The organism is Noviherbaspirillum massiliense JC206, assembly GCF_000312045.1.
GTDB lineage: Bacteria > Pseudomonadota > Gammaproteobacteria > Burkholderiales > Burkholderiaceae_D > Noviherbaspirillum > Noviherbaspirillum massiliense.
Genome location: NZ_HE978635.1, coordinates 571,699 through 597,491, shown reverse-complemented (window position 1 = coordinate 597,491; position 25,793 = coordinate 571,699). Strand labels below are relative to the sequence as shown.

General features: G+C 63.1%; 18 protein-coding genes. 2 read left to right on the top strand and 16 right to left on the bottom strand.

Annotation, left to right across the window (positions count from 1 at the left end):
• Window positions 1-7: 7 nt before the first annotated feature.
• The 8 genes from HGHM_RS21840 to gspG are packed head-to-tail and all read right to left on the bottom strand — an operon-like array spanning window position 8 to window position 7,823.
• Entirely contained in the window at window positions 8-2,062 is a 2,055-nt protein-coding gene (locus HGHM_RS21840) for a secretin N-terminal domain-containing protein (protein WP_019143022.1), read from the bottom strand.
• 35 nt (window positions 2,063-2,097) lie between these two features.
• Window positions 2,098-2,622 (bottom strand): hypothetical protein, encoded by a 525-nt coding sequence (locus HGHM_RS18310; RefSeq protein WP_026076188.1) that lies wholly within the window; start codon window positions 2,620-2,622, stop codon window positions 2,098-2,100.
• Complete coding sequence (pilO, locus tag HGHM_RS18305) at window positions 2,619-3,170, bottom strand: type 4a pilus biogenesis protein PilO (RefSeq protein ID WP_019143020.1); 552 nt, start codon at window positions 3,168-3,170, stop codon at window positions 2,619-2,621. The genes HGHM_RS18310 and pilO overlap by 4 nt, the downstream gene beginning before the upstream one ends.
• Window positions 3,167-3,691 carry a hypothetical protein gene (locus HGHM_RS18300; protein WP_148415776.1) on the bottom strand — a complete coding sequence of 175 codons (525 nt, stop codon included), beginning with the start codon at window positions 3,689-3,691 and terminating at the stop codon, window positions 3,167-3,169. The genes pilO and HGHM_RS18300 overlap by 4 nt, the downstream gene beginning before the upstream one ends.
• A gap of 8 nt (window positions 3,692-3,699) precedes the next feature.
• Window positions 3,700-4,518 carry a hypothetical protein gene (locus tag HGHM_RS22440; RefSeq protein ID WP_019143018.1) on the bottom strand — a complete coding sequence of 273 codons (819 nt, stop codon included), beginning with the start codon at window positions 4,516-4,518 and terminating at the stop codon, window positions 3,700-3,702.
• Window positions 4,508-6,193, bottom strand: a complete 1,686-nt coding sequence (locus HGHM_RS18290) for a GspE/PulE family protein (protein WP_019143017.1) — start codon at window positions 6,191-6,193, stop codon at window positions 4,508-4,510. Before HGHM_RS18290 ends, HGHM_RS22440 begins: the two co-directional genes overlap by 11 nt.
• Window positions 6,190-7,380, bottom strand: coding sequence for a type II secretion system F family protein (locus HGHM_RS18285; protein WP_026076187.1), 1,191 nt, complete (start codon window positions 7,378-7,380; stop codon window positions 6,190-6,192). The genes HGHM_RS18290 and HGHM_RS18285 overlap by 4 nt, the downstream gene beginning before the upstream one ends.
• An 8-nt stretch (window positions 7,381-7,388) precedes the next feature.
• A complete protein-coding gene (gene gspG, locus HGHM_RS18280; protein WP_019143015.1) occupies window positions 7,389-7,823 on the bottom strand; it encodes a type II secretion system major pseudopilin GspG in 435 nt (144 codons plus the stop codon).
• A gap of 406 nt (window positions 7,824-8,229) precedes the next feature.
• Here gspG and HGHM_RS18275 point away from each other — a divergent pair, with 406 nt between their 5' ends.
• Entirely contained in the window at window positions 8,230-8,700 is a 471-nt protein-coding gene (locus HGHM_RS18275) for an AAA family ATPase (RefSeq protein ID WP_019143014.1), read from the top strand.
• Window positions 8,672-9,376: a DUF4142 domain-containing protein gene (locus HGHM_RS18270; RefSeq protein ID WP_161603796.1), complete on the top strand. Its 705-nt coding sequence runs from the start codon at window positions 8,672-8,674 to the stop codon at window positions 9,374-9,376. Before HGHM_RS18275 ends, HGHM_RS18270 begins: the two co-directional genes overlap by 29 nt.
• Before the next feature lie 601 nt (window positions 9,377-9,977).
• Here the strand turns inward: HGHM_RS18270 and HGHM_RS18265 are convergent.
• From HGHM_RS18265 to treS, 8 genes are all read right to left on the bottom strand, one after another.
• The gene (locus HGHM_RS18265; RefSeq protein WP_019143012.1) at window positions 9,978-10,316 is read right to left on the bottom strand and encodes a YnfA family protein; all 339 of its coding nucleotides are present in this window, start codon (window positions 10,314-10,316) and stop codon (window positions 9,978-9,980) included.
• A 2-nt stretch (window positions 10,317-10,318) separates the two neighbouring features.
• On the bottom strand, window positions 10,319-10,822 hold the full coding sequence (locus HGHM_RS18260; protein WP_019143011.1) for a MerR family transcriptional regulator: 504 nt from the start codon (window positions 10,820-10,822) through the stop codon (window positions 10,319-10,321).
• 452 nt (window positions 10,823-11,274) lie between these two features.
• Window positions 11,275-14,100, bottom strand: a complete 2,826-nt coding sequence (treY, locus tag HGHM_RS18250) for a malto-oligosyltrehalose synthase (RefSeq protein WP_019143009.1) — start codon at window positions 14,098-14,100, stop codon at window positions 11,275-11,277.
• Window positions 14,100-16,220, bottom strand: a complete 2,121-nt coding sequence (malQ, locus tag HGHM_RS18245; RefSeq protein WP_019143008.1) for a 4-alpha-glucanotransferase — start codon at window positions 16,218-16,220, stop codon at window positions 14,100-14,102. The genes treY and malQ overlap by 1 nt, the downstream gene beginning before the upstream one ends.
• Window positions 16,217-18,007: a malto-oligosyltrehalose trehalohydrolase gene (treZ, locus tag HGHM_RS18240; RefSeq protein WP_019143007.1), complete on the bottom strand. Its 1,791-nt coding sequence runs from the start codon at window positions 18,005-18,007 to the stop codon at window positions 16,217-16,219. The genes malQ and treZ overlap by 4 nt, the downstream gene beginning before the upstream one ends.
• Window positions 17,994-20,135 carry a glycogen debranching protein GlgX gene (gene glgX, locus HGHM_RS18235; RefSeq protein ID WP_019143006.1) on the bottom strand — a complete coding sequence of 714 codons (2,142 nt, stop codon included), beginning with the start codon at window positions 20,133-20,135 and terminating at the stop codon, window positions 17,994-17,996. Before glgX ends, treZ begins: the two co-directional genes overlap by 14 nt.
• A complete protein-coding gene (gene glgB, locus HGHM_RS18230) occupies window positions 20,132-22,396 on the bottom strand; it encodes a 1,4-alpha-glucan branching protein GlgB (protein ID WP_019143005.1) in 2,265 nt (754 codons plus the stop codon). Before glgB ends, glgX begins: the two co-directional genes overlap by 4 nt.
• A complete protein-coding gene (gene treS / locus HGHM_RS18225; protein WP_081583609.1) occupies window positions 22,389-25,793 on the bottom strand; it encodes a maltose alpha-D-glucosyltransferase in 3,405 nt (1,134 codons plus the stop codon). Before treS ends, glgB begins: the two co-directional genes overlap by 8 nt.

Sequence of the window (25,793 nt, the reverse complement as noted above, 5' to 3'; positions counted from 1 at the left end):
GACTCGATCAAGTCTTGGGCTGAGTTGCGACGGGCTGCGCCTGCGGCGGTTGCGGCGAGCCTGGCATTGCCGGCGCTGCCGTTGGAGCCGGGGCAGTGACGACCGGGGCGGGCACTGGCGCTGGCGCCAATGCGGGTACCGACGGCGGTGGCGGTGGCGGTGGCAGGGACGCCGCTGCCGTTGCAGGCGCCTGGACATCAGCCTGCCCCGTTGCACTCGGCGCAGTCCCAGCCGATGGCGTGACAGTCGTTGCGGCTGGCTGCACCGACTGAGCCGGTGCGGCCGGAGAATTGGACGCCTTCGCTGGCGGCGCGGCTTTTTCCGCCTGTTTCAGACGGAGCGGCGCCGCACCGATCGTGCTCTCGGTACCCGACATGAATTCCGACACGGTCGCATCGGGCTGGTCCACATTGCGCACGATATACGGCGTCACCAGCAGCACGATTTCCGTCTTGTTTTTCGTGCCCTTCTTGTTCGAGAACAGGCGACCGAGCAGCGGCAGGTCGCCGAGGCCCGGCACCTTGTCCATGCTGTTGCGCTCTTCGTCGCTGATCAAACCCGCGAGGATTTGGGTTTCCCCATCTTTCAGGCGCAAGGTGGTCGAAGCATTGCGGGTACCGACGCGGTAAGTCAGCGTGCCGCTCTTGCTGGTGATTTCGCTGACGATGTTGCTGACTTCGAGTCCGATCTTGATCGCTACTTCGCCTTCCAGATACACATTCGGTTCGACATCCAGCTTCAGCCCGACATCCAGGTAGTTCACCGATTCGGACACGAAGCCGGTCGAGGTGGAGGTGCTGGTAATCACCGGGACCCGGTCACCAATATGAATCTTCGCCTTTTCACGATTCTTGACACGGATACGCGGATTGGCCAGGAGATTGCTGTCGCTGTCCTGCGCGCGGAGGTTGGCAACCAGCAGCGGATCGCTCAGCGTCATCCGCACCAGGTCGGCGCTACGGTTCTTGAATTCGTTCAGTGTCAGCTGTCCCGGGACGCCGGCTGCGCCTGCAACGCTATAGGCAAGCTGATTGGGGTAGCGTATGCCCAGTTCGGACAAGGTACCGGTGCTTACCTCCAGCACTTCGACGGCGAGCGTGACTTCCGGCTCGGCCAGGTCCTGCATCGCAACCAGCTTCTCCGCCAGTTTCACGACCTCCGGCGTATCGCGCATCACGAACATGTTCAGCTTTTCATCGACGAAGATGTCCTTGGTCTTGGCAAGCGTCTTGATCATGCTGACGGTTTGCTTGACGTCGGCGTTGGCGAGATAAAAGCTGCGCACCACCAGTTCCTGGTAATCCTTGGCCTTGGCCGGCGTATTCGGATAGATCAGGAGGGAGTTGTCGCTGAGCGTCTTCTTTTCCAGCTGGTTGGTCACCAGCAGGAACTGAACCACGTCCTCGATCGGCGTATTCTTGACGAAGATGGTGGTCTTGAGGTCGGGCCGCACATCCTTGTCCAGCACGAAATTGATGTTCGCCGTGCGCGACAGGATTTCAAATACCGCCTTGAGGGCGACGTCGCGGAATTCCAGGGAAATCGGCGTCTTCAGACCGGTCTTGAGCGTCGAGCTGACCGCCTGGTCCTTTGCATTCTTTTCCTCGATCCTGCGCAGCAGGTCGCGCGCATGCGGGTGCCTCGAATTTTCCACCAGAACAGCCCGTACGTTCGCCTGGGCGCCCTCCACATTGCCTTGCCTGAACAGGGCTTCCGCTTCCTCCAGCAAGACCTTGTGTTTCCTCGCCGCGCGCGTTGCTTCCAGCCCTGCCTTGGCACGCTCGTTTTCCGGATTGATGGTAAGTACACGACGGTACAGCAGTTCGGCACTGTCATGCTGCCCGCCCAGGCGCGCTGCATCGGCATTCGTCAGCAGCATATTGATCTGACTTTCCCGCTGCCGGTAGTAATAGGATTTGTAGTTGAGATCATCCGGCGACACCTTGACCGCACGCTCGAGCTGCACCAGCCCTTCTTCCACCTTGCCTTCTTCCACCAGTTGCTTGCCCCGACGATAGGCCCATTCGCCGGCGCAGCCGCTGAGCAGCAGCATTGATGCCATCAGTGCTGACAATATTCTGAACCCGGGCCGCAGCTTCAATTGTGTTCTCCGATTTGCATGGTCTGTCGGATGTCGAGCGGGATATAGGTCAGCTCCATTAATGTCCCCTTGATGGAACTGATCCGGTAAGTGCCATCGATCACGTCCCCTTCCTTTACCGTGTAGTTCCGGTCCTGCTTCGACAGGAAGACAGTCACTTTTTCCTCTTCGACCATTTTTCCGATATAGACAAAGGGTAGCGGCGGCGCCGAAGGCGGCAGCTCGGCAGCCGGCTTGGGTGGGGGCGGCGGCACGTACCAGGACTTCGCGGTAAAGATCTCTCTCACGTTCGAGCCGGTGTCGCGCCTACGTAGCCTTTCCAGCTGGATGTCATTGGGAGCTTCCGAGGTTTGCGCCGCCCGCTGCCGGTTCGCCGGCGCAATCGAGGCGTGCGCCGGCGCGACCACTTCGATCACATCCGTGCTTTCAGCATCGGCGCTCACCCACCGTACCGCGGCCAATGTCAACACCAGTGCGGTAACGAGAACCATCCAGCGCTGCGTTTTTGAAAGCGCCATCATTCAGCCCTCAGATAAAGAGTCAGCCGGACCTTTGCTTCCACTTCGGTGCTGTCGATCGCCTCACGCTTGAAACTGAGCTCGTCGAGCGACGCAGCCGGCACTTCCCGCAAGACCTGGACAATGAACTTCCTGATCTGCGCATAGCTTCCCCGCACCGGCAGGCTGACCTGGTAACCGAGAAGCTTGTCGACCTTGCTGGGCTGAATCCGGTATTCGCCTTGCGTCAGCTGGATCGTCTGCTGTGCCGCTGCGCGGTAAATCGTGTTCAATAAGTCCGGAGTCGCCTTCTTCGCCGGAAAATATTGGTAGAACGCGTCGACGCGGGCATCGATCGAACGCACCTCACGGCCGGCCTGGTCACGTGCCACGGTGGCGGCAGTCTTCCTTGCTGCAACGGCTTCCTGTTCGAGGCGTGCGAGGCGCAGTTGCATGGGCTGATGCACCGAAAAATGAAATGCCGCCGCGGATGCGAGCAATGCGATACCGATCCGCGCTGGCCAACCCAGACGCCTGAGCCGTTCGGCAAGCAGCAGCTTATGGCGGTTCATTGGCCATCTCTCCATGCGCTGGTGACGACAAATCGCACCGGCTGCTCAGGATCCTTGAGCTGTACCTCGTGCTTCAGCAGCACGACGTCGTCCAGCAGCACGGATTTTTCCAGGCGCCGGATATAGGCAAGCATGGCTTGTGTGGTTTTTGATTCCGCCGTGACCCGGACCATCTTTTTCTTCGGGTCGGGCTCCATGCTCAGCAAGGCAATATCCTTGCTGGTCGCCAGTTCGAACGTGCTGAACATCTGCTCCCAGGGCATCGTCAGCTGGTGGATGATTTCATTGGCAGCGGCAATTTCTTCCTTGCGCGGGGCTTCCTGTGCTGCCGGCCCGCGACGGCTGCCTGCCTTTCTTTCGAGGACACCACGCGCCTTGGCTATTTCGGCTTCCCGCAGCGCCGCCTCGCCAGTCAGATCGTGGTAATTCATGAGCGCTGCCGCCAATGCCGCCATCCCGGCGGCCAGCATGAACACGCCTGATCGCCGCTTGGGTGGCCCGGCCTGGAAGTCAAGATTCAAGGCACGCATCAGCAGAGCCCCGCCAATGCCATGCCCAAATGACCATCCGTCTCAGGCGAGAACCCGTGCATCGGGGATAATTGAAGGCGCTCCAGGGACCAGCCGTCGGCGGCGGAGAACTCCACCTTTTGACCATCGAGCAAGCAAATTGCAAGCCGGCGCACCTGTTCGGCGAGGCCATTGGTCACCTGTTCGCGTCGCAGCATCAGCTGCAGGTCATCAAACCAGTTATCGGAAGTCTGCTTGACCCGCAGGCTTTGCCAGCCGCCGCGGTCCAGCAGCGCCAGGCACATCATCCCGGGCTCCAGCACGGCAAACCATAGTGCGCCGCGACCGAGCTTATTGCGAAAGCCGTTGAAAGCACTCATGAGGTAGGGCTGCACGGATACCAGTCGTACCGAAGAAGCCTTGAAGCCTTCCCGCAGCGACGCCAGCAACTCGCGCTCTACGCCAGCCGCGAGCGACGCCTCGCCCAGGTCACCCTCGCTGATCCTCAGTTCCAGCGCGTCCGCCGTTTCGCCGTGGCTTTGCGCATAGACATGCCTTGCCCTGGCCAGTTGTTCCTCGGCGCTTAATGCAGTGCCGCTCCACGGCAGCAGCTGATAGACGGCAAACCGGTTGGAGAGGATCACCACAGCGTCCGCCTTTTGCCAGGCTGGCTGTTTCAACAAGTCGGTGAGTGCAGAAAGCGCAGTCCGCCAGTCGTTGCCTTGTGTGGAGACGGAGATATCCTGCTTGTCCAGGATCTGCCGGCGAATGGTCCCGCTTATCCGCACCGCCAACAGCCGGTCCGGAGCGATCGCGATACGAAGCTGGTCACGCCACAAAAGTGACACGATTGATCTCCTGCAATGTCGTTTTACCCTGCCTGACCAGGTCAAGCGCCGCTTCGCGCAGATAGCGGGTACCCTGCCGGCGTGCGGCTTCCTTGATGCGCCGGATCGGTTCCCGGGCAATGACCAGTTCACGGATTTCATCGTTCAGCTGCAGCATTTCCGCGATCGCCTTGCGCCCCTTGTAGCCGGTGCCGCGGCAATGGCCGCAGCCCTGCCCGTGCATGAATTTGTATTCCTGTGCGGCTTCGGGCGCGATGCCGGAAGCGACCAGCTGGTCGGCCGGCATTTGCACCGGCTCGGCACAGGAAGGACATACGACGCGCACCAGCCGTTGCGCCAGAATGCCGTTTAAAGCTGAAACAAAGCTGTAGGGATCGACACCCATATGCATGAAGCGGCCGATCACGTCGAATACATTGTTGGCATGGACCGTGGTGAACACCAGGTGCCCGGTCAATGCAGACTGGATGGCGATCTGGGCCGTCTCGGCATCGCGGATTTCACCGATCATGATCTTGTCCGGGTCATGCCGCAAAATCGAGCGCAAGCCGCGCGCAAACGTGAGTCCCTTCTTTTCGTTCACGGGGATTTGCAGCACGCCGGGCAAGTGGTATTCGACCGGGTCTTCGATGGTGATGATCTTGTCCGCGCCGTGGTTGATTTCGCTGATGGCGGCGTACAGGGTCGTGGTCTTGCCACTGCCGGTCGGCCCGGTCACCAGCACCATGCCATAGGGTTCGCTGGCCATGCGGCGGAACCGGTCAATGCTTGCTTCATCGAAGCCCAGCGTATCCAGGCGCAGGCCGTGCATCATGTCCGACAGGCTGCGCCGGTCCAGTATCCTCAGTACCGCGTCTTCGCCGAACACGCTGGGCATGATGGAAACCCGGAAATCGATCTCCCGTCCCTGCATGGTGACCTTGAAGCGTCCATCCTGGGGAATGCGGCGCTCGGCAATATCCAGCTCGGACATCACCTTGATGCGGGAAATCACCTGTTCCGACAATTCCGTGCCACCGACTTCGCCGACCGCAACCAGCACGCCATCGATCCGGTACTTGATCGCCAGCCCGGACGCATTGATTTCCAGATGAATATCGCTGGCGCCAGCCTTCAGGGCATCGTACAGGGTGGAGTGCACCAGCTTGACCACTTGCCGGGTATCTTCGCTGATGGCTTGCAGCGACAAATCCTCGACATGCTCGACGTCGCCGCCAGCCTGTGCCTTCTCTGCGAGAATGCTGTCCATCGCCCGCAGGTTCTGTTCATAGCGGGCAAGATAGGCGGCGAAGTCGGCAGGGTGGATGAGGTGCCAGGCAAGCGGCTGGCCAGCCAGCGTTTCCGCCCACTCCTGGACATCGGGATGGAAAGGATCGCAAAACGCGCCGGTCAGGCTTCCCTGCTCGGTGCGCACCACCAGGCATTGGCGTCGCGTTGCTTCGGCAAAGGGAAGCAGTTCGAAAGAAGGCGAGCATTGCGCCAGCGCCGCCATGTCGAGCACTGGATAATGAAATGTCGCGCCGAGCAAGGCCAGCGCTTCGCGCGGATCCAGGCCGAGCCGCTCTTCCAGCACCCGGGTGAGATGCCAGCCCAGGCGCTGAGCTTCCGCATGCGCCTGCCGCAGTTCGCTGACTGACAGGGAATGGTCTGCAGGTACCGAACTCACTGCAAACTCCCTGCCAGTTCAAATACCGGCAAATACATCAGGACCACGATGGCGCCGATGACCAGTCCGATCAGCGCCATCAGGATCGGCTCGAACAAGCGCGTAAACCAGTCCACCCAGCGCGCCATGTCTTCATCGTAAAAGCCGGCGATGCGCTCCATCATGTCACCCATGTTCCCTGCCCGCTCGCCAACGCGAAGCATGCGCAGCGCGACCGGGGTTGTCAGCTGCCGGGCTTCCATTGCCTGGGAAATGGAACGCCCTTCGCGGATATCCTGCAGCGCCAACTGCAAACTGGTGCGCGCTTCAGGCGACAGCAACCCGCTGACCATTTCCATGGCCTGGACAATCACCACTCCGCCCTTGAGCAGCATGCCCAGCGTGCGATAGAAGCGCGCCAGCTGGTAGATGTGCATGCGTTGACCGACTGCGGGAATTCGCTGCAATCGGCGCAGCATCGCTTGTCTGGCATAGGGACGCGACAATCCATACCCTGCCCCGAGAATCAATGCCGCCACCGTAGCTGAGAAAAGCATGCCGTGCTGCTGCAGCAACCCGCCCCAATCCAGCAGCAAGCGCGACAGCAAGGGCAGGTCCCGGTTCGTGCCTTCGTACACCGCGGCGAATTTCGGCACCACATAAGCCATCAGGAACAATACGACCAGGCCTCCGACCAGCATGAGGAGAACGGGATAGATGGAGGCGTTGACGATCTTCTTGCGGACCTGGTCGATCTGAGCCTGGTAGGCGACATACCGGCCCAAGGCTTCAACGATGCCGCCCGATTTTTCGCTGGCACGCACGGTTGCAACATACAGCGGCGGGAAGATCGCAGGCAGATCCTGCATGGCTGAAGATAAGGTCTGTCCTTCGTACAGGCGGGAAACGAGCTTTTCCAGTGTCTTCCTGACGTCGGCGTTGGCTTCCTTTTCGCTCAGCGCTTCGAGCGCCTCCACCAGGCTGAGGCCGGCATTCAGCAGGGCCAGCAATTCCTGGCTGAACAGCACCAAGGGAAACGCGGCGCGCCGTCTAGCAAATGAAGGCAGGGCGGCATTGCTGGCCCGGATGCTCAATACGGCGCATCCCTGACCCTGCACTTGCAGAGCCGCCTCGTTGGCATCAAGGGCTTCTACCGCCAGCATGACGACTTCATCTCTTCCGCGCAGAGCCTTGATCTCGTACCGCATCTCGGAAATCACCAGCTGGTGATGTCGGCGGCATCGCCCGTGCCGCCCGGCTCGCCGTCCTTACCATAGGAAAAGAGGTCGTAGTCGCCGTGGTCGCCTGGCTGCTTGTAGACGTAAGGCTTTCCCCATGGGTCGGGCGGAACCGCCTTCTTGAGATAGGGACCATCCCATTTCGGCTCGTTTGCCGGGCGGGTGAACAGTGCAGTCAGGTTTTGTTCAGTCGATGGATAATGGCCGGTATCCAGGCGATACTGGTCAAGCGCCTTGCCCAATGCATCGATCTGGGCCAGCGCGGTTTTGGTTTCCGATTTTCCAATCTGGGAAAAATATTTCGGCCCGACATAGCCGGCAAGCAGGCCGATGATCACCATGACTACCAGCAGCTCCAGAAGCGTAAAACCGCTTGAATTCGGTTGGCGCGGCTTTCCCTCGAAACGCGACATGACTTCCACAACTGCTCCCTTGCTGATAGTGCTTGGTGAACCAAGTATTGATTTATTGCAACCTTTTGGTAGTTGCCAATCATATCAGAGGGATAAAGCTTTGATAAAAATCAAATGCCGTTGAACTTGTTTTTTAGGTCCAAGGTGTTGCATAAATAAACAGCGGCAGCAAAACCAACGTTGTAACTTCCAGTCGCTCGGCCGATGAAATGCGCAATTCACACTTCCACACAATTGTCCCGCCTTCCCTTCCCGTTCTCGGGTTGTCAAGCCGCCCCACGACTCGGTGACCTGCCAGCGGCGGACTGAAACAACCCTAACCATCCCTTGAGAAAGCAGGTTTTCACGCCTCAGCAGATTGCACCGGGTATTTATATAGACAGGAATCGTCGAGCACTTCAACACCATGGAACTGATCCTCTTCATCGGCATACAGGCATCCGGCAAGACCAGCTTTTACCTGGAGCGCTTCTTCCAGACTCATGTGCGCATCAGCATGGATCTCTTGCGGACTCGGCACCGCGAGCAGGCTTTCATGGAAACCTGCCTGCAGACGCAGCAGCGCTTCGTGGTCGACAACACCAATCCAACCCGCGCAGAGCGCCTGCCTTATATCGAACGGGCTCGGCAAGCGAAGTTTCGCGTGATCGGCTACTTCTTCGAACCGAACCCGCAAGCGTCTTTCGAGCGCAACCAGAAGCGGGACACGAAGCATCGGGTTCCGCCAGCAGGTCTGTTTGGCACCTTGAAACGCCTGGAGCGGCCGACCATGGATGAAGGCTTCAATGCGCTTTACCAGGTCCGCGCTGAGCACGGCAAATTCGAGATCCTGCCACTGCAGGAACCGGATGCCGCACGCCTGGGTAGTGATGCTTAGAAATCTTATTCATCGGGCACATGCTTTGCTTTTCTCCTATGCCCTATATTCATTGAACGGCGGCATTCAGCCTATTTTCAAGGAGAACAATCCCATGCATAAGCTCGAATACCTGTCCCAAATAATTGGTGCCACGGCCATCGCCCTCCTGCTTGGCGCAACACCTGTACATGCTCAGACCGCCTCAGGTTCCAGCAGCAATGCGAGTTCGGGCAGTTCCGGGGCATCCAGCAACGCGAAAGTCAGCGATGACGACCGGCAAATGATGGAGGATATTGCAGAGGCGAATTACGCCGAGATCGAGACCGGCAAAATGGCACTGGATAAGTCGAAGAACGATCAGGTCCGCAAATTTGCGCAGAAGATGATCGATGACCATACAACGGCATTGAAAGAACTACAAAAGCTGGCGCAGGCAAAGGGCGTCAAGCTACCTACGGAAACGGATGTCAAGCACAAGACAATCGCAACGGCCCTCAAAGCCCTGTCCGGCGACACCTTCGACAGCCAGTACCTGTCCCGGGTAGGCGTCGACGACCATCAGGCAACCGTCGAGCTGCTGCAAAAAACGCAGAAGAACGCCAAGGATTCGGAACTGCGCGCCTACGCAGGCAAAATCCTGCCGATCGTGGAACAGCATTTGTCGATGGCCAAGCAGATGGCGAACAAGAAATAGGCAGGGCTCTTAGGACTGGCCTGTGCAGCGGGCGGCAGGACGCCTGGCGGCCAGCGTCGTTCAGCACGGAACCGAGTTCGGATCAATATAAAGGTCGCGCTGCCGTATGAACGGATCGGATGCCCGGTTCAGCGATAAAGCGGTTTGCACCATCCTGAAAGAAGACGAAAGCGAAAGTAGGGTGCGCCGTGCGCAACGGAATTAAATGGTGCGCATGGCGCACCCTACTTCCCTGACACGCGCAGCAAGCCGCAGGGGCGACCCCTGCCGAAACCCGTGTGCCGCCCGGTGGAGTGACTCATCCGACTGATCCCGTCTACATAAATCATGAAACCGGTCCGACCTGGCAGGCGGCCGACATCGTTCAATCTGGAGCAAAGTGCGGATCAATATCAAGGCCGTGCTGCCGCGTGAAAGGGCCGGATGCCCGGTGCAGCGATAAAGCGGTTTCGACAATCCTGATAGAGGACGTAAGTAGGGTGCGCCGTGCGCACCGGGATTGGATGGTGCGCACGGCGCACCCTACTTCCCTATGACATATTGAGATTCGGTCTACTCGGGCTGCCAGCGACCGAATGCGCTCGCAAATTCTGCGCGCGACTCATGTGCCTTTGCCCATGGCAATCACGCCGGCACCAAGTAAAGCGAGCCCTACGCCGAGGTAATCGGTGGGCGCGGGCTTGATGCCATCGACCACCCACAGCCAGCCGAGGGCGGTTGCGATATAGATCGCGCCGTATGTTGCATACACGCGCCCGCTGGCCGAGGGGTGCAGGCTCAGCAACCACACAAAGATGGCCAGGCTGATTGCGGCCGGCAACAACAGCCATGCACTCCCCTTGCCAGTGAGCCAAAGGAGGGGAAGATAACAGCCGAGGAGTTCTGCGATGGCGGTGGCGAAGAACAATCCGAAGGTGCGTGCGATGCTGGTCCACTCCATGTTCAGCGGCGCCTCACTTCAATGAACCCGGGGGTGTCTGCTCCAGCGCCTTCGCTCATTCCGTTTCCGCAGGACTGCGCGCTTTGGCCGGCCGCCTGTGACAGATCGTCCATGATCGTGCACTCCCGCACAGGCCCGCCAATGCAGGCGTCGTCGCAGCTTTGCACGCATGCCAGGAGGTTCTGCTCGAGCTGACGCAATTCTTCGATCCTGGTGCGGACCGTGATCAGGTGATCCTGCGCCATCTCCCGCGCCTCGGCGCAAGGGCGATCGCCATTCTCGAACAAGCCCACCAGTCCGCGCACCTGCTCAATCGCGAACCCGAAGTCCCGGCACCTCCTGATGAATACCAGCCGTTTCTGGTCGGCCTCCCGATAGTAACGCCGTCCATTTGCACCTCGAGCTGCCTGCGGCAGCAAGCCGATCTCTTCGTAATACCGGATGGTGGGCACCGAACATTGGGTGCGCGCCGCCAAGGCGCCAATCGTCAGATTTTCGCTGTCCATGAACTCTCCCGAAAACGCTTGCTCCTCAAGTTACTTGAGGAAGTACAGTTCTGGCAAGGCCATTTTGCGGCCGTTGACAAGGAGCTGATGATGAAGCGTTTTCTGAAGAAATTCTGGTTTCCTGGGGCAGTGGTCGCCTGTGCTGCGTGTTGCGCTGCGCCTTCCCTGTTTGCGTCGGTGCTGGTCTGGCTGGGCATCGCGGGAGCAGGTTTCCTGCACTCGCCGTGGTTTCTGCTGCTGCTCGCGGTTCCGGTGCTGATGCTGCTCGTTCAATTCCTGCGCAGGAAAGCGGACCCATACCGGTCCGCCGCATGCGCTTGTGCTGGCTCATGCTCGCCTGCCAGGGAAACGCGACATGAATCACGGTGCGCGAAGGATGTCTGGATGCCTTGAGCGGCAGCTCAAACGCGAATCACATTCGCATGCATCCAGAATGCAGAACCGTGCTACCGCTATGCGCTTGCACGAATCGCCCGCGTCAGCACCGCCACCGGCAGCAGCAATAATGCTTCCCTCAGCAGCAGGCGCTCCGATGCAATCGTCGCTTCGCTGCCGGTGAGGACATCGATCCGCCGTCCGTCCGCCATGCCGGTCAGGAGCACGGCGGTATCGCCCCATGTCGACGGCGGCACGGTCGGCGTGCCGTCGTTCGCCAGCAGGCGAGATGGGAGATGGGCGGCAATCACGATGACCTCGCGGTCGTTGTGGCGACGTGCAAACGCAATCGCATGCGCCGCGAGCGGGCCGTCGATCGCAAGCGGCAGATAAGTGCCCCGCGCGAACAGTTCGGCTTCCTGCGCGCGCAAGGCCAGCGTCTGGTTGATGATCTGCTGCTTGAGGCGGCCGGTCTGCCAGCCTTCCAGGCTGGTGACGCGTTCCGACCATTCGCGCAGCATTTCCCGGCGCGCGCCATAGTCGACCAGGCGCCGGTTGTCCGGGTCGACCAGGCTGAAGTCCCAGAACTCGGTGCCCTGGTACAAATCGGGCATGCCGGGCGAAGTCAGCCGCAGCACCGTCTGCGCAAGACTTTTGGCTGCGCCTGCCGGCGTGAGGCGTTCGATCCAGTCCACGAGTTTCGGCAGGAAGGCGTTTTCCGGCCCCACTTCCAGCGCCGCCCGCAGGAAATTCCTGCAAGCCGCTTCATAGGCTTCGTTCGGCAATATCCAGTCGCTCACCTGCTTGGCTTCGCGCAGCGCCTTGGTCTGCCACTGTTCGATGCGTTCCGCGAATTCCCGGATACCTTTCGCGTCCGTCACATCCAGTCCGATCGGCCAGGCGCCGACCAGCATCTGGTACAGCATCAATTCATCCGCAGGATGCGGCGCCGTGCCCGCCGCTTCGCCATTTTCAGACGAGAGTTCGGTGCGCAGCGGCTCGTTCATCTGCATCCATTCACGCACCGCTTCGCCCCATTCCTGCGGCATCTCGCTTAACGCCGCAATCCGGGCCCGCACGTCTTCGCCGCGCTTGTGGTCGTGGGTGGCGGTAGCCAGCATCGAATCCGGGAAGCGCCGTGCGCGCTCCGCATTGGCTTCATGGAACTCCTGCACCGAAATGCTGAACTGGGCGGGATCGGAACCGACTTCGTTGCGCGACAACAGCCTGCCGTAGCGGTAGAAGGCCGTATCCTCGACCGACTTCGCCGCCAGCGGCGGTGTCAGCTGCTGGAAGCGGGTGATGGCGCGCTGGTGCAGGCTGCGCACCCGCGGGTTGGCCGAGTCGCGCGGCGCGTCGCCACCGAGCCACCGGGCAAGCACGTCGAGCAGCGGCACTTCGGTGCGTTCCACGCTTGCGCGCGCCTGCTCGAGCGCCTGTTCGATGATGCGGTCGTCGAGTTCGTCGCGGCCATTGCTGTCGGCATAGGTGCGGTAGACCGGGAAATGCACCAGCAGCTCGGCGAAGACACGGCGGATGGCGCCGAGCGAAAAATCGCGCGTGCGCAAATCGGTACGGGCGACTGCATGCAGCGCGCGGGCCGCTGCTTCGAATTCACCGGAAAGATTGATGGCCAGCAGCTGGCGCCGCGCCTGCCGCACTTCCTCGTCGAAGTCCTGTTCGCTGCCCGTCAGTTCCTGCCACAGCGCGGTGAGGGGCTGCTCCCCTGCGGGATCATGCAGCAGCGCACCCACACGGTCCATGAAATCATAGCCGCTGGTGCCGTCGATATCCCAGTTCGCGCGCAGCGCTTCGTCCGGCGCGAGGATCTTTTCGACGATGAGATAGGCCGGTGCCGGCGGCAGCTCGGGCGGGCGCTGGGAAGTCAGCGACTGCAGCCTGCGCCGCAGCTTGCGGCAGTAGGCACCGGGATCTGCGAGGCCATCGACATGGTCGATGCGCACGCCGTCGATCAGGCCTTCGGCATACAGGCGGAAGATCAGGGCATGCGTGGCTTCGAACACCTCTTCCTGCTCCACCCGCACGCCGACCAGGTCGGTCACTTCGAAAAAGCGCCGCCAGTTGATGCCGTCGGCTGCGCAGCGCCACCAGGCAAGCCGGTAGTGCTGGCGCTCGAGCAAGCCGTGCAAGGCATCGAAGCCCTGCGGCGTCTCCGCCGAAAAGCCAGCCATGGCGGCATGGATGGCGGATGCGCCCTCGCTCGTTCGGTACAGCTCGCGCAAGAGGCCAAAGCCGGTATCCGCTTCCTGCTGCGTGATGCCTTCATCCGAGTCCTTGCTGCGCACCTGCTCGAAGGCGGCGATCGCCGGGGCAAGGCATTCGGCACCGACGGTGCTCAGCAGCGGTGCATAATCGGTGGGAGCAATCGGAAAGCGGTGGGCGTAATAGCAGGCGAAAAACTTGCCGCGCGCCTCGTCGAACTGGAGCCGGATCTCGCCTGCGGCCAGCACATCGCCATAGGGCTGGCCGAGGAAGGGTGCCATCACCTTGCCATGCAGGGTTTCATCCGCCGGCTGCCAGTCGATGTCGAACCAGCGCGCATACGGGCTTTTCTGTCCCCATTCCAGCACATGCTGCCACCACGGATTTTCCGGGCCAACGCCCATGTGGTTGGGCACGATGTCGAGGATCAGGCCCATGCCTGCGTCGCGCAGTCGCGCCACCAGCCGGCGCAAGCCCTCTTCCCCGCCCAGTTCCTGATTGATGCGGGTCGGATCGACGATGTCGTAACCGTGGGTCGAGCCGCTGCGCGCGGTCAGGATCGGTGATGCATAAATATGGCTGATGCCGAGCGATGCGTAATAAGGCACGACCTCGACCGCGTCATCGAAGGTAAAGCCGCGATGCAGCTGCAGGCGCGCGGTGGCGCGTGGAATGCCCATCAGGATTCTCCCGTGGAGGGTTTGGAGGGACGCTGGCCATTGATGCGCGCGAGCCGTGCAGCGACCGCGGGCTGGTCGAGCACGCTTTCCACCGGCTGCGGCAGGCGGCGCCGCCAGTTCGGGTGCTGGTCGACGGTGCCCGGCAGGTTGGGTTGCTCGACCAGGCCGAGCGCATCTTCGATCGGCAGCATCGCCAGCGGTACGGGTGTCGCTGCGAGAAAGCCGGCGACCGCGTCCAGCGGCGCGCTGCCGGCGCGGTGTTCCGGCTCGGCCCCGCTTGCCTGCCCCGCTTCCGTCAACGCTCGCCACAGTGCAGCACGCTCCTGCATGCGCCCCTGGCGCACGTCGGCTTCGGTCTTGCCGGGCTCGAGCAGGTCGAGCTTCGCATACCAGTCGATGTCGTGCCCCTGCCACCAGCCTGCGACGGTCGGCAGGTCATGCGTGGTGGTGGTGGCGATCGCGTCGCGCGACCACTCGGACGGCGAAAGAAAGCGGCCATGCTGCTGCTGGAACAGCAGGACCTGGATGCCGAGCAGGCCAGCCTGGGACAGGGTCCGGTCAAAACCGGCCGGCACGGTGCCGAGGTTTTCGCCGATCACGATCGCGCGATGGCGCCAGGATTCGAGCGCGATCAGGCGCAGCAGATCCTGCATCGGATACTGGAGATAGGCGCCGTCTACCGGCGATTCGCCATGCGGCACCAGCCACAGGCGGCCCAGGCCGAGCACATGGTCGATGCGCGCCCCGCCGGCATAGGCAAAGGTCGCGCGCAGCATTTCGATATAGGCGCCAAAGCCGCGCGATCGCATCGCATGCGGCGAAAATGCACCCAATCCCCAGCTCTGGCCGCGCGTGTTCAACACATCCGGCGGCGCGCCCACCGACAAGCCGTTGATGATTTCTTCCTGGCGGCTCCAGGCCTGGCTGCCGCCGTTGTCGGCGCCGACCGCGAGATCCGTGATCACGCCGATGGCCATGCCGGCCGCGCGCGCCGCCTGCTGTGCGCCGGACAGACCGCGCGCCGCCTGCCATTGCAGGAACTCGTGGAAGCGCACTTCTTGCGCATGACTGCGCGCGAATTCCTCCACTGCCGTATCGCCGGGATGGCGCAAGCCGTGCGGCCAGCTGTGCCAGTCGCCGCTTTCGCCCTGCGCCAGGCGCCAGGCATGCAGCGCCTCGAAGCGTGCATGGTCGCGCAAGGCGGTACCGCTGCGCGCGCGAAAGGCTTCGAATTCGCGCTCATCCCCGGCCGCATTGAATTGATCAAACAGGCGTCGCAACAGGGACAGGCGCAGTGCGCCGGCGGCCGGCCAGTTGATCAGCTCATCCTGTTCGAGCCGCGACAGCTTGCTCGCCACATCGGCGCCGAGAGAAGCCAGTGCGGCAGCCAGCACTTCCGGCCCGAGCACGCTGGCCGGATCGATGTGCAGGGCATTCAGGAACAAGCGGCTCGACGGGCCGTAGGGACTGAAGCGCGAGACGTCGGCGCTGAACATTGCATGCACCGGGCTGATCGCGAGCGCGGCTGCACCATGGGCCGCCGCCGACCGTGCGAGTTGTGCCAGGCCGGTGAAGTCGCCGATGCCGCCGTCGCCACGGCGGCGCAGCGCATACAGTTGCACGCCCAGGCCCCAGACGCGCGGATCGACCGGCATCCCGGGATGCGCGCCAAGGGCGTCGGCCACGCCGAAGCAGCGTGGCGGCGCGATGGCGAGTGTCGTCTCTTCCTTGCCGGCCAGCAGCCGGTGGTAGCCGTAATGATCGATAGCCGGCAATTCCAGTCCGGCGCCGGCATCGTCGGCAAAGCGGCCATCGAGGTGCCCGCCTTCTTCCAGTTCGATCCGGTAAGGCTTTCCCGCGAGGCGCTGCGCGCCCGGCAGACGCAGGGGTTCGCCGATGGTGCCAGTGAGCAGCGGCGGCATGCGGTCGCCATCCTGCAGCTTCGCCAGCCGGTGCCGGCTGTCCCGGCATTGCTCGTCGCTTTCGCAGGGAAAGCCGAGCGCTTCCAGTATCTTGCGCAACGCGTCCGGCGCGACCTGCATCGCCTCGCCCTTGGCGCTGACCCAGTCGCGCGCCAGCCCGGCCGCCTGTGCGAGGTCGAGGATGTCCTGGTCATTCATGCCGCAGACTCCAGGACGGCGATGAAGGAGCGGGCCGGCAATTCCCCGCCGGGCGCCGCATCGGCCACGCCCGCCGTTTCGAACAGGATTTTTCCTCCCGTTCCGTCGGCCAGCTCCTCGAAGGACACCGCCACCGGCGCATCGCCGAGATTGATGGCGATCATCAGCACCTTGCCATCGCCCATCTGCCAGCGCGCCTTGACCGCGGCCCGCCCGAGGAGTTCGGGCCCGAGCGCCTTCGCGCCGTCCAGGCGCGGCACGATCTGCTCGCGCCGGATGTCGAGCAAGGTCTTGACCCAGTCGCGCCAGGGCAAGGCGGTATTGTCATCGGGCCTTGGAATGGAATCGAGGAAGGTCTGTTCCGCATTCGGGTCGGGGATGCGTTCGCGCACCGCCGGGTCGGAGAATGCCGGGAAGCGGGCAAACTCTTCGCGCCGTCCCTTGCGCACCGCATCCGCCAGTTCCGGCGAGAGGTGGCTGGTGAAATACAGGAATGGCTGCGTTGCGCCGTATTCCTCGCCCATGAACAGCAGCGGGATTTGCGGCGACAGCAGCAGCAAGGCACTCGCCGCACGCAGCGCATCCGGGTCGGCCAGCGTCGAGAGGCGCTCGCCGAAGGCGCGGTTGCCGATCTGGTCATGGTTTTGCAGGAACAGCACGAAGGACGTCGGCGGCAGGTGCTTGCTCGGTTCGCCGCGGGGCGTGCCGCCCGGATATAGCGGCGCCTCGCCCTGATAGATGAAGCCTTCGGTCAGGCCGCGCGCGAGCTTTTCCCCGGCCTGGTTGATGTAGCCGGCATAGTAGCCTTCGCGCTCGCCGGTCAGGAGCACATGCAGCGCATGGTGCATGTCGTCGTTCCATTGCGCATCGAACAGCCGGCGCGGTGCGCGCTCGAGCAGGCGCGCGCCGTTCTCGTCGTTTTCCAGCACGAGATGCACATGGCGTTCCGCCGGGATGGTGGCGCGGATGCGTTCCGCCATTTCCACCAGCCAGTCCTTTTCGCTGATCGCATGCACCGCATCGAAGCGCAAGCCGTCGAACTGGAATTCAATCAGCCAGTACAAGGCATTCTCGGTGAAGAAGTCGCGGACCTGGCGCCGGCGGAAATCGATCGCCTGCCCCCACGGCGTGTGAATGTCGTCGCGGAAGAAGGAAGGCGCATAGGCGCCGAGGTAATTTCCGTCCGGGCCGAAGTGGTTGTAGACCACGTCGAGGAAGACCATCATCCCCAGCCCGTGCGCGGTATCGACGAGATGCTTGAGTTCGTCCGGCGTGCCGTATGCGGCGTCGGGCGCATACGGCAGCACGCCGTCGTAGCCCCAGTTGCGCGGCCCGGGGAAATCCGCCACCGGCATCAGCTCGACGGCAGTGATGCCGAGTTCGGCGAGCGCCGGCAATTGCTTCGTGACGCCGGCAAAGCCGCCCAGCGCGCCGACATGCAGCTCGTACAGGACGGTTTCATGCCACGGCCGGCCCAGCCAGGTGCCGTGTGTCCAGTGGTAGGCGGCGGGGTCGCACACGATGCTCGCATCATGCACGTCGCCATCCTGGGCGCGCGACGCCGGATCGGGCACCGCGAGCGCCTCGCTGACCCGGTAGCGGTAGCGGGCCTCGGCGCCGCAGGGCGCTTCGATCTCGAACCAGCCGTCGGCCAGAGACGTCATTTCGATGGCAGGCGCGCCTTCGATTTCAAGGAATACCTGCTGGCTGCCCGGCGCCCAGAGGCGGAAACGGGTACGGTCGGGTGCGACCAGCTGCGCACCAAAGGAAGGATTAAAGAGTGACATGGTCAGCAGTAAGTAATGCCGCGCTATGGGCGGCGACGATCATCCTGTTGTTTTGCGGCTGGCGGCACGGGTTAGCCCCGTCGTTCCAGCCGCCTTCGGCGCTTTCGGCCGCGTCGATCGCGGTGCGCCAGTGCATCCCGGGTTGCGGCAGCACGAATTCCCGGTCTTCGGCGGACGCGTTCAGCAGCAGGAGCGAGGCTGCCACCGCCCCAGTTTTGCCATCCGGCCTTTCGCTGGTGATGCGGCGCAGGGCCAGCAAACGCCCTTCCGCATAATTCCAGCGCTCAGGCGTCATTTCGGCGCCGGTTTCATCGAACCAGCCGGTATCCGGCACGCCCTGCAGCGTCTTTGAGCTGGCGGTGAGAAAGCGGGTGCTGCGCAAGCTGGGCCGCGCCAGCCGGATGGCGATGCAGCGCCGGGTGAATTCGATCAGCGCCCGGCCGGCATCGGTCTCGGCGAGCGTCCAGTCGAACCAGGAAATCTCGTTGTCCTGGCAGTAGGGATTGTTGTTGCCGTTCTGGCTGCGGCCGAACTCGTCGCCGCCCAGCAGCATCGGCGTGCCGTTCGAAAACATCAGCGTCATCAGCATCGCGCGCTTGATCCGCTCGCGCGTCGCGACAATTGCCGGGTCGCCGCTCGGTCCTTCCGCGCCCCAGTTGCTGCCGAGGTTGTGGTCGCTGCCGTCGCGGTTGCCTTCGCCATTGGCTTCGTTGTACTTGCGGCTGTAGGTCACCAGGTCCTGCAGCGTGAAGCCGTCATGCGCAGTGACAAAGTTGACTGAGGACCAGGCACGGCGGCGGCGGCGGTTGAACAGGTCGGCGGAGCCGAGCAGGCGTGCCGCCAGCGCGCCGCGCATGCCGCGATCGCCGCGCCAGAAGCTGCGCACGTCGTCGCGGAAGCGGTCATTCCATTCGGCGACGCCGGGCGGCTGGTTGCCCACCTGGTAGCCGCCCGGCCCGATATCCCAGGGTTCGGAAATCAGCTTGACCCGAGACAGCACCGGATCCTGCAGCAGCGCATCAAAAAATCCGGAACCGGGATCGAAACCATGCGCCTCGCGGCCGAGCGTCGCGCCGAGGTCGAAGCGGAAGCCGTCGACATGGAATTCCTGCACCCAGTAGCGCAGGGAATCCATCACCATCTGGATCACGCGCGGATGCGACAGGTTCAGGGTATTGCCGCAGCCGGTGTCGTTGACCAGGTGACGTGGATTGCCGGCCTGCAAGCGGTAATAGCTCGCATTGTCGAAGCCGCGGAAGGACATCGTCGGCCCGAGTTCGCTTTCTTCGCAGGTATGGTTGTAGACCACATCGAGGATCACTTCGATGCCGGCCGCATGCAGCTGCCGGATCGCATGCCGCATTTCATCGGGGGAACCGCTCGCGAGATAGCGCGGCTCGGGCGCAAAGTAAGACATCGTGTTGTAACCCCAATAATTGGAAAGGCCATTCCCCACAAGCCGCCGGTCCTGCAGGAAGGCATGCACCGGCAGCAATTCCACGGCGCTGATGCCCAGCTTGTGCAGATGGTCAATGACAAACGGATTGGCGAGCGCGGCAAAGGTTCCGCGCTCCTTCGCCGGGATCCGTTCCGCGCGCATCGTCAGTCCGCGCACATGGGCTTCATAGATCACGGTCTTTTCCCAGGGCGTGCGCGGATGGCGGTCGCCATGCCAGTTGAAGGTGGAATCGGTGACCACCGCCTTGGGCATGGCCCATGCGCTGTCGCGCCGGTCAAAGGACAAGTCGGCCTTCAGCGAGTGAAAGCGGTAACCGTAGAGCGCATCGGTCCAGCGCACCTGGCCATGCAGCTGCTTCGCGTAAGGGTCGAGCAGCAGCTTGTTCGGATTGAAGCGGTGGCCCTGCTCCGGCCGGTATGGCCCATAGGCGCGGTAGCCGTACAGCGTCCCCGCCTGCACGCCCGGCAGGTAGCCATGCCAGATTTCATCGGTGCATTCCGGCAGCGCATAACGCGCAATTTGGTGCCGCCCTTCCGCGTCGAACAGGCACAGTTCCACCTTGACCGCATGCGCCGAAAACACGGCGAAGTTGGTGCCGAGGCCGTCGTAGGTCGCGCCCAGCGGATAAGGCGAACCGGGCTGGATCGGCGGCAGCGGCGTGCTCGTCATGCCTGGCGCTTGAGGATCAGCACCGACAGGGGCGGCAGCGTCAGCACCAGCGATTGCGGCATGCCGTGACCGGGCACAAGCTCGCTGCGCACGGTGCCGCCGTTGCCGGCGCCGCTGCCGCCGTAAATCGCCGCATCGGTATTCAGGATTTCCTGCCAGGTACCGGCGGCGTGCGCATCGGCTGCCGGCACGCCGATGCGATAGCCTTCGCGCCGCACTGGCGTCATATTCAGGACCACCAGCAGTGGCTCATCATCGGGCCCGCCCTTGCGCAGGTAGGCAAACACGCTGTTGCGGTTGTCATCCCCGATTACCCACGTGAAACCTTCGGGCAGGCAATCCTTGCGATGCAACGCCGGTTCGCCCACGTAGAGGCGGTTCAGGTCACGCACCAGGCGCTGCACGCCGCGGTGCGCCGGGTCGTCGAGCAGGTTCCAGCTCGGCGAGGCATCGTGGTTCCATTCGGTTTCCTGTCCGAACTCGCATCCCATGAACAGCAGCTTCTTGCCCGGATGGGTCCACATCAGGCCGAAGAAGGCGCGCAGGTTCGCCAGCCGCTGGGCCTTGTCCACCCCCGGCATCTTGCCGAGCAGCGAGCCCTTGCCATGCACTACTTCGTCATGCGAGATCGGCAGCACGAAGCGCTCCGAGAAGGCGTAGACCAGGCCGAAGGTCAGGTCGTGGTGGTGATGCTGGCGGAACAGCGGATCGGTGCGCATATAGCGCAGCGTGTCATGCATCCAGCCCATGTTCCACTTGTAGGAAAAGCCAAGCCCCTCCTGCTCCACCGGGGCCGACACGCCGGGCCACGCAGTCGATTCCTCGGCGATCATGATCGCACCGGGGCAGCGCTGCGCGATCACCTGGTTCAGTTCGCGCAGGAAGGCGATTGCTTCCAGGTTTTCGCGCCCGCCATAAACATTGGGCACCCATTCCCCCTGCCGGCGGCTGTAGTCGCGGTACAGCATCGATGCCACCGCGTCGACGCGCAAGCCGTCGACATGGAAATGCTCCAGCCATTCGAGGGCGCTGGCGATCAGGAAGCCCGACACTTCGCGGCGCCCGAGGTTGTAGATCAGCGTGTTCCAGTCCTGGTGGTAACCCTCGCGCGGGTCCTGATGCTCGTAGAGGGCGGTGCCGTCGAATCGCGCCAGGCCGTGCTCGTCAGAGGGAAAATGCGCCGGCACCCAGTCGAGGATCACACCTAGCCCGGCGGCATGGCAGCGGTCGACGAAGGAAGCGAATCCCGCCGGTGTGCCGAAGCGCGCGCTGGGCGCGAACAGGCCGAGCGGCTGGTAGCCCCAGGAACCGCCGAAGGGATGTTCCATGATCGGCAGGAATTCGACATGGGTGAAGCCCATGCCGAGTGCATACGGAATCAGCCGGTCGCCCAGCTCGTGCCAGTCGAGGCTGCGCCCCTCTTCCTCCAGGACGCGCAGCCAGGAGGCCGCATGCACTTCATAAATCGCGATCGGCGCATCCGGCCGCTGGCGGCGTGGCCGGTCCGCCATCCATGCCGCATCGGTCCAGCGGAAAGGCGCGTCCGGCGCAACCACCGACGCGGTCGAAGGCGGCGCCTCGGTGGCGCGCGCCACCGGGTCGGCTTTCAGCGGCAGCAGCTTGCCGTCGGGCCCGACGATTTCGTACTGATAGCGCGCGCCGCTGCCGAGGCGCGGAATGAACAGTTCCCATACGCCGGCCTCGACCCGCAGCCGCATCGGATGGCGCCGGCCATCCCACTGGTTGAAGTCGCCCACCACCGATACCCGCAGCGCATTCGGCGCCCATACCGCAAAGCGCACGCCGGCAACGCCGTCGATGACCATCGGATTGGCACCGAGGCAGCGCCCGAGCTCCCGGTGCCTGCCTTCGGCCAGCAGGTGCATGTCGAGCTCGCCGAGCAGAAGGCCGAAGCTGTACGGATCTTCGGTGTACTCGACATGCTCGCCGCCGTCTGCCGTCGGCCAGGTGATGCGCAGCAGGTAGCGCTGGCCCGGTTCCAGGCATGGTGCACCGCTGATGAACAGGCCGCTCTGATGCAGGTTGTAGAGCGATTCGATCAGCTGTCCGCCGACCTCATTCCGGGGTTCGCGTGCGACGACGTCCACTGCGCGCGCGCCGGGCTGAAAAGTGCGCACGATCGCCTTCCCGTTTACTGGGTGCGGCCCGAGCAGCGCGAACGGGTCGCGCAGGCGGCCGTGCAGGAGCGCATCGATCGTTCCCTGGCCGACGCCGGCAAATTCTTCGCCTTGCTCAGTCATTCGACAAATCTCCTATGGACAAGCCCAGCAGCTGGTCGGCGATCTTTGCCATGCCATTGACCGGGACCGGAACCCAGCTCGGTCGGTTCGCTGCCTCGTAGCAGATTTCATACGCGGCCTTCTCCAGCACGAACATCTGCAGCAGCGCCTGCTCCGCTTCCTCGGTAAAGCGCAGCGGCCCGGCCGCCACCGCTTCCCGGTACGCTGCCAGGAAAGCCGCCTGCGACATCGGCGCAAAGTTTTGGATGATGTGCTGCTTGCGCAGTTCCGCTTCCTCGTCCAGGTCGCCCGGCCCGACCTGGGCGGCGAAAGCCGCCGCGTATTCGAAGGAGCGCAGCAGGCCGGCGACATCGCGGATCGGGCTGCTCTTCGCCCGCCGCTGCTCGAGCGACTTGATGGGCTCGCCTTCGAAGTCGATGATGTACACGTCGCCATGTGCAACCAGCGCTTGGCCGAGGTGGAAATCGCCGTGGATGCGGATGCGCGGCGTGCCCGCTGCAGCGGCGGCGAGTGCATCGACTTTTTCCAGCAGGTTCTCGCGCTGCTCGATGAGGTGCGCCACCCGCCGCGACTCGGCCTCGCTCGTCCAATCCGGGCGGCTACGCAGGATGTCGAAGGCAGCTTCGAGCTGGCGCCGCGCGTCTGCGGCCCACGCTTTCGCATCTTCTTCAGTGGCGGGCTGCGGCGCGAAATCCGGATTGTCGGTCGGGCTGGCCAGCACCGAATGCATTTCGCCGAGGCGCCGTCCCAGCATCGACGCCAGCTGAATCAGCTCATCCTGCGGATCGGAAATTTCGCTGACCAGTTCGGCCGAAGCCGCCGGCTCGGACACGGTCACCTGCTGCATGGCGCGCGCCAGCGTATCGAGCGTCCATTCCCAGGCATCGCCCTGGCCGTGGATGTACTGCTGCAGCAGCATCAGCGTATGGCGGGTGCCATCGGCGCCAAAGCGCGTCACTTCGCCGAGCAGTTGCGGCGTATTGGCATAGCCGAGCGAAGTCAGGTAACGCCCCATCTCCGCTTCCGGATGGACGCCGGAGGAAATGCGCCGGATCAGCTTGAGCACCATGGCATTATTGATGATCAGCGAGCTGTTCGACTGCTCCGCCGCCATGCGCCTGACCTCGGGCTCCTCCGTCACTTCCAGCCGCTCCAGCGCCTCGGTCGGAAGGAAGCGTATTTCGCCCGCCTCGGACGGGACGGACACACGGGCGCGAAGCAATTCCACGATCACGTAGGCGAAGGAATCCATCACATAGGCGTCGGTGAGCAGGCCGACATGACGGCCGCGGCGCACCCGCGCCAGCGCGAGCTGGTGCGGCAGCGCGGTGAGGATGTCTTCTTCGCGGATGTAGCCAAGGGGCAACAGGTAGCGCTCGGTGCGGCCGGAGGTGACGGTCTCGATCTCGGCCAGCATGGTGGGCATGACATGCGGCCGCGCGTGCGAAGCCGGCAGCGGCGCAGCGAGCGTGATGCGTGCCGAGCGCAGCTTTTCCTGCTTGGCGGCATACCAGCGGCGCTTGGGCAGGTAGGCCGGCAGGATGTCGTGCTCGATCTGGGTGCGCCGCGGCGCTTCCAGGAATTCCAGCATGTCGTGCCGCAGCACCAGGGTCATCAGGTCCGGCAAGGGCTCGGGGGAAGGCTGGTGCCAGGCCGGCATCTTGTCCTTCGACGCCAGCAGGAACCAGTAGAAACCGTAAGGCGGCAGCGTCAGCAGGTAAGGCAGCTTGCCGATCGGCGGGAAGGCCGAGCCGCCGATCATCTCCACCGGCACCCGCTCGGCATAGGGCGACAGGTCGAGTTCCACCGCCTGGGCCGAGCGCGAAACATTTGCCACGCACAGGATGGTTTCCACTGCATGCTCGTCATCCCCCTTGCGGTACTCGCGCAGGTAGGCAAGGATGCGGCGGTTGGCCGGATGCAGCAGCGTCATCGTGCCGCGGCCGAAAGCGCAGTGCTGCTTGCGCACCGCGAGCATGCGCCGCATCCAGTTCAGGGGCGAATACGGATCGGCGACCTGCGCTTCCACATTCACCGCTTCATAGCCATAGAGCGGGTCCATGATGGGCGGCAGCACCAGCTTGGCCGGATCGGCGCGGGAAAATCCGCCGTTGCGGTCCGGGGTCCATTGCATCGGCGTGCGCACGCCGTCGCGGTCGCCGAGATGGATGTTGTCGCCCATGCCGATCTCGTCGCCGTAATAGATGACCGGTGTGCCCGGCATCGACAGCAGGAGGCTGTTGAGCAGCTCGGTACGGCGACGGTCGCGCTCCAGCAGCGGCGAAAGCCGGCGCCGGATGCCGAGGTTGATGCGCGCCCGCTTTTCGGAGGCGTAGTAGTTCCACAGGTAGTCGCGCTCGCGGTCGGTCACCATTTCCAGCGTCAGCTCGTCATGGTTGCGCAGGAAGATGGCCCACTGGCAGTTGTCCGGGATTTCCGGTGTCTGGCGCAGGATGTCGGCGATCGGGAAGCGGTCTTCCTGCGCCAGCGCCATGTACATGCGCGGCATCAGCGGGAAGTGGAAAGCCATGTGGCATTCGTCTTCGAAATACGGCAGCACGTCTTCCGGCCACATGTTGGCTTCCGCCAGCAGCATGCGGCCCGGATACTTGCTGTCGAGTTCGGCACGGATGCGCTTGAGGATGGCATGCGTCTCCGGCAGGTTTTCGTTCGTGGTGCCTTCGCGCTCGACCAGGTAGGGCACGGCATCCAGCCGCAGCCCGTCCACGCCGAGGTCGAGCCAGAATTCCATGACGCCGAGCACTGCCTTGAGCACCTGCGGATTGTCGTAGTTCAGGTCCGGCTGGTGCGAAAAGAAGCGGTGCCAGTAAAACGCGTTGGCCACCGGGTCCCAGGTCCAGTTCGATTTCTCGGTGTCGCAAAAGATGATGCGGGTGCCGGCATAGGCTTCGTCATTGTCCGACCAGACATAGAAGTTGCGCGCGGCCGATCCGGGCTTGGCACGGCGCGCGCGCTGGAACCAGGGATGCTGGTCGGACGTGTGGTTGACCACCAGTTCGGTGATCACGCGCAGGCCGCGCGCATGCGCTTCGGCGATGAAGCGCTTCGCATCCGCCAGGGTGCCGTAGTCGGGATGCACGCCGCGGTAATCGGCGATGTCATAGCCGTCGTCGCGCCGCGGCGAGGGATAGAAAGGCAGCAGCCAGATGGTATTGACGCCGAGACTGGCAATGTAATCGAGCTTGTCGATCAGTCCCGCGAAATCGCCGATGCCATCGTTGTTGGAATCGAAATACGATTTCACGTGCACCTGGTAAATGATCGCATCCTTGTACCAGAGCGGATCCTTCTGGAAGGGCGTACGGCCTGCCGCCGCGGCGCCGGAGACGCCGGGCCGCACGGCACTGCGGCGGTCCACTACTGTGCGTCGGTCCAT

Bases quoted from the DNA above. Each gene is read 5' to 3' on its own strand.
- HGHM_RS21840 (WP_019143022.1), bottom strand. From the start codon at position 2,062: ATGGCATCAATGCTGCTGCTCAGCGGCTGCGCCGGCGAATGGGCCTAT.
- HGHM_RS18310 (WP_026076188.1), bottom strand. From the start codon at position 2,622: ATGATGGCGCTTTCAAAAACGCAGCGCTGGATGGTTCTCGTTACCGCA.
- pilO (WP_019143020.1), bottom strand. From the start codon at position 3,170: ATGAACCGCCATAAGCTGCTGCTTGCCGAACGGCTCAGGCGTCTGGGT.
- HGHM_RS18285 (WP_026076187.1), bottom strand. From the start codon at position 7,380: ATGCGGTACGAGATCAAGGCTCTGCGCGGAAGAGATGAAGTCGTCATG.
- gspG (WP_019143015.1), bottom strand. From the start codon at position 7,823: ATGTCGCGTTTCGAGGGAAAGCCGCGCCAACCGAATTCAAGCGGTTTT.
- HGHM_RS18275 (WP_019143014.1), top strand. From the start codon at position 8,230: ATGGAACTGATCCTCTTCATCGGCATACAGGCATCCGGCAAGACCAGC.
- HGHM_RS18270 (WP_161603796.1), top strand. From the start codon at position 8,672: ATGCCGCACGCCTGGGTAGTGATGCTTAGAAATCTTATTCATCGGGCA.
- HGHM_RS18265 (WP_019143012.1), bottom strand. From the start codon at position 10,316: ATGGAGTGGACCAGCATCGCACGCACCTTCGGATTGTTCTTCGCCACC.
- HGHM_RS18260 (WP_019143011.1), bottom strand. From the start codon at position 10,822: ATGGACAGCGAAAATCTGACGATTGGCGCCTTGGCGGCGCGCACCCAA.
- treY (WP_019143009.1), bottom strand. From the start codon at position 14,100: ATGGGCATTCCACGCGCCACCGCGCGCCTGCAGCTGCATCGCGGCTTT.
- malQ (WP_019143008.1), bottom strand. From the start codon at position 16,220: ATGAATGACCAGGACATCCTCGACCTCGCACAGGCGGCCGGGCTGGCG.
- treZ (WP_019143007.1), bottom strand. From the start codon at position 18,007: ATGTCACTCTTTAATCCTTCCTTTGGTGCGCAGCTGGTCGCACCCGAC.
- glgX (WP_019143006.1), bottom strand. From the start codon at position 20,135: ATGACGAGCACGCCGCTGCCGCCGATCCAGCCCGGTTCGCCTTATCCG.
- glgB (WP_019143005.1), bottom strand. From the start codon at position 22,396: ATGACTGAGCAAGGCGAAGAATTTGCCGGCGTCGGCCAGGGAACGATC.
- treS (WP_081583609.1), bottom strand. From the start codon at position 25,793: ATGGACCGACGCACAGTAGTGGACCGCCGCAGTGCCGTGCGGCCCGGC.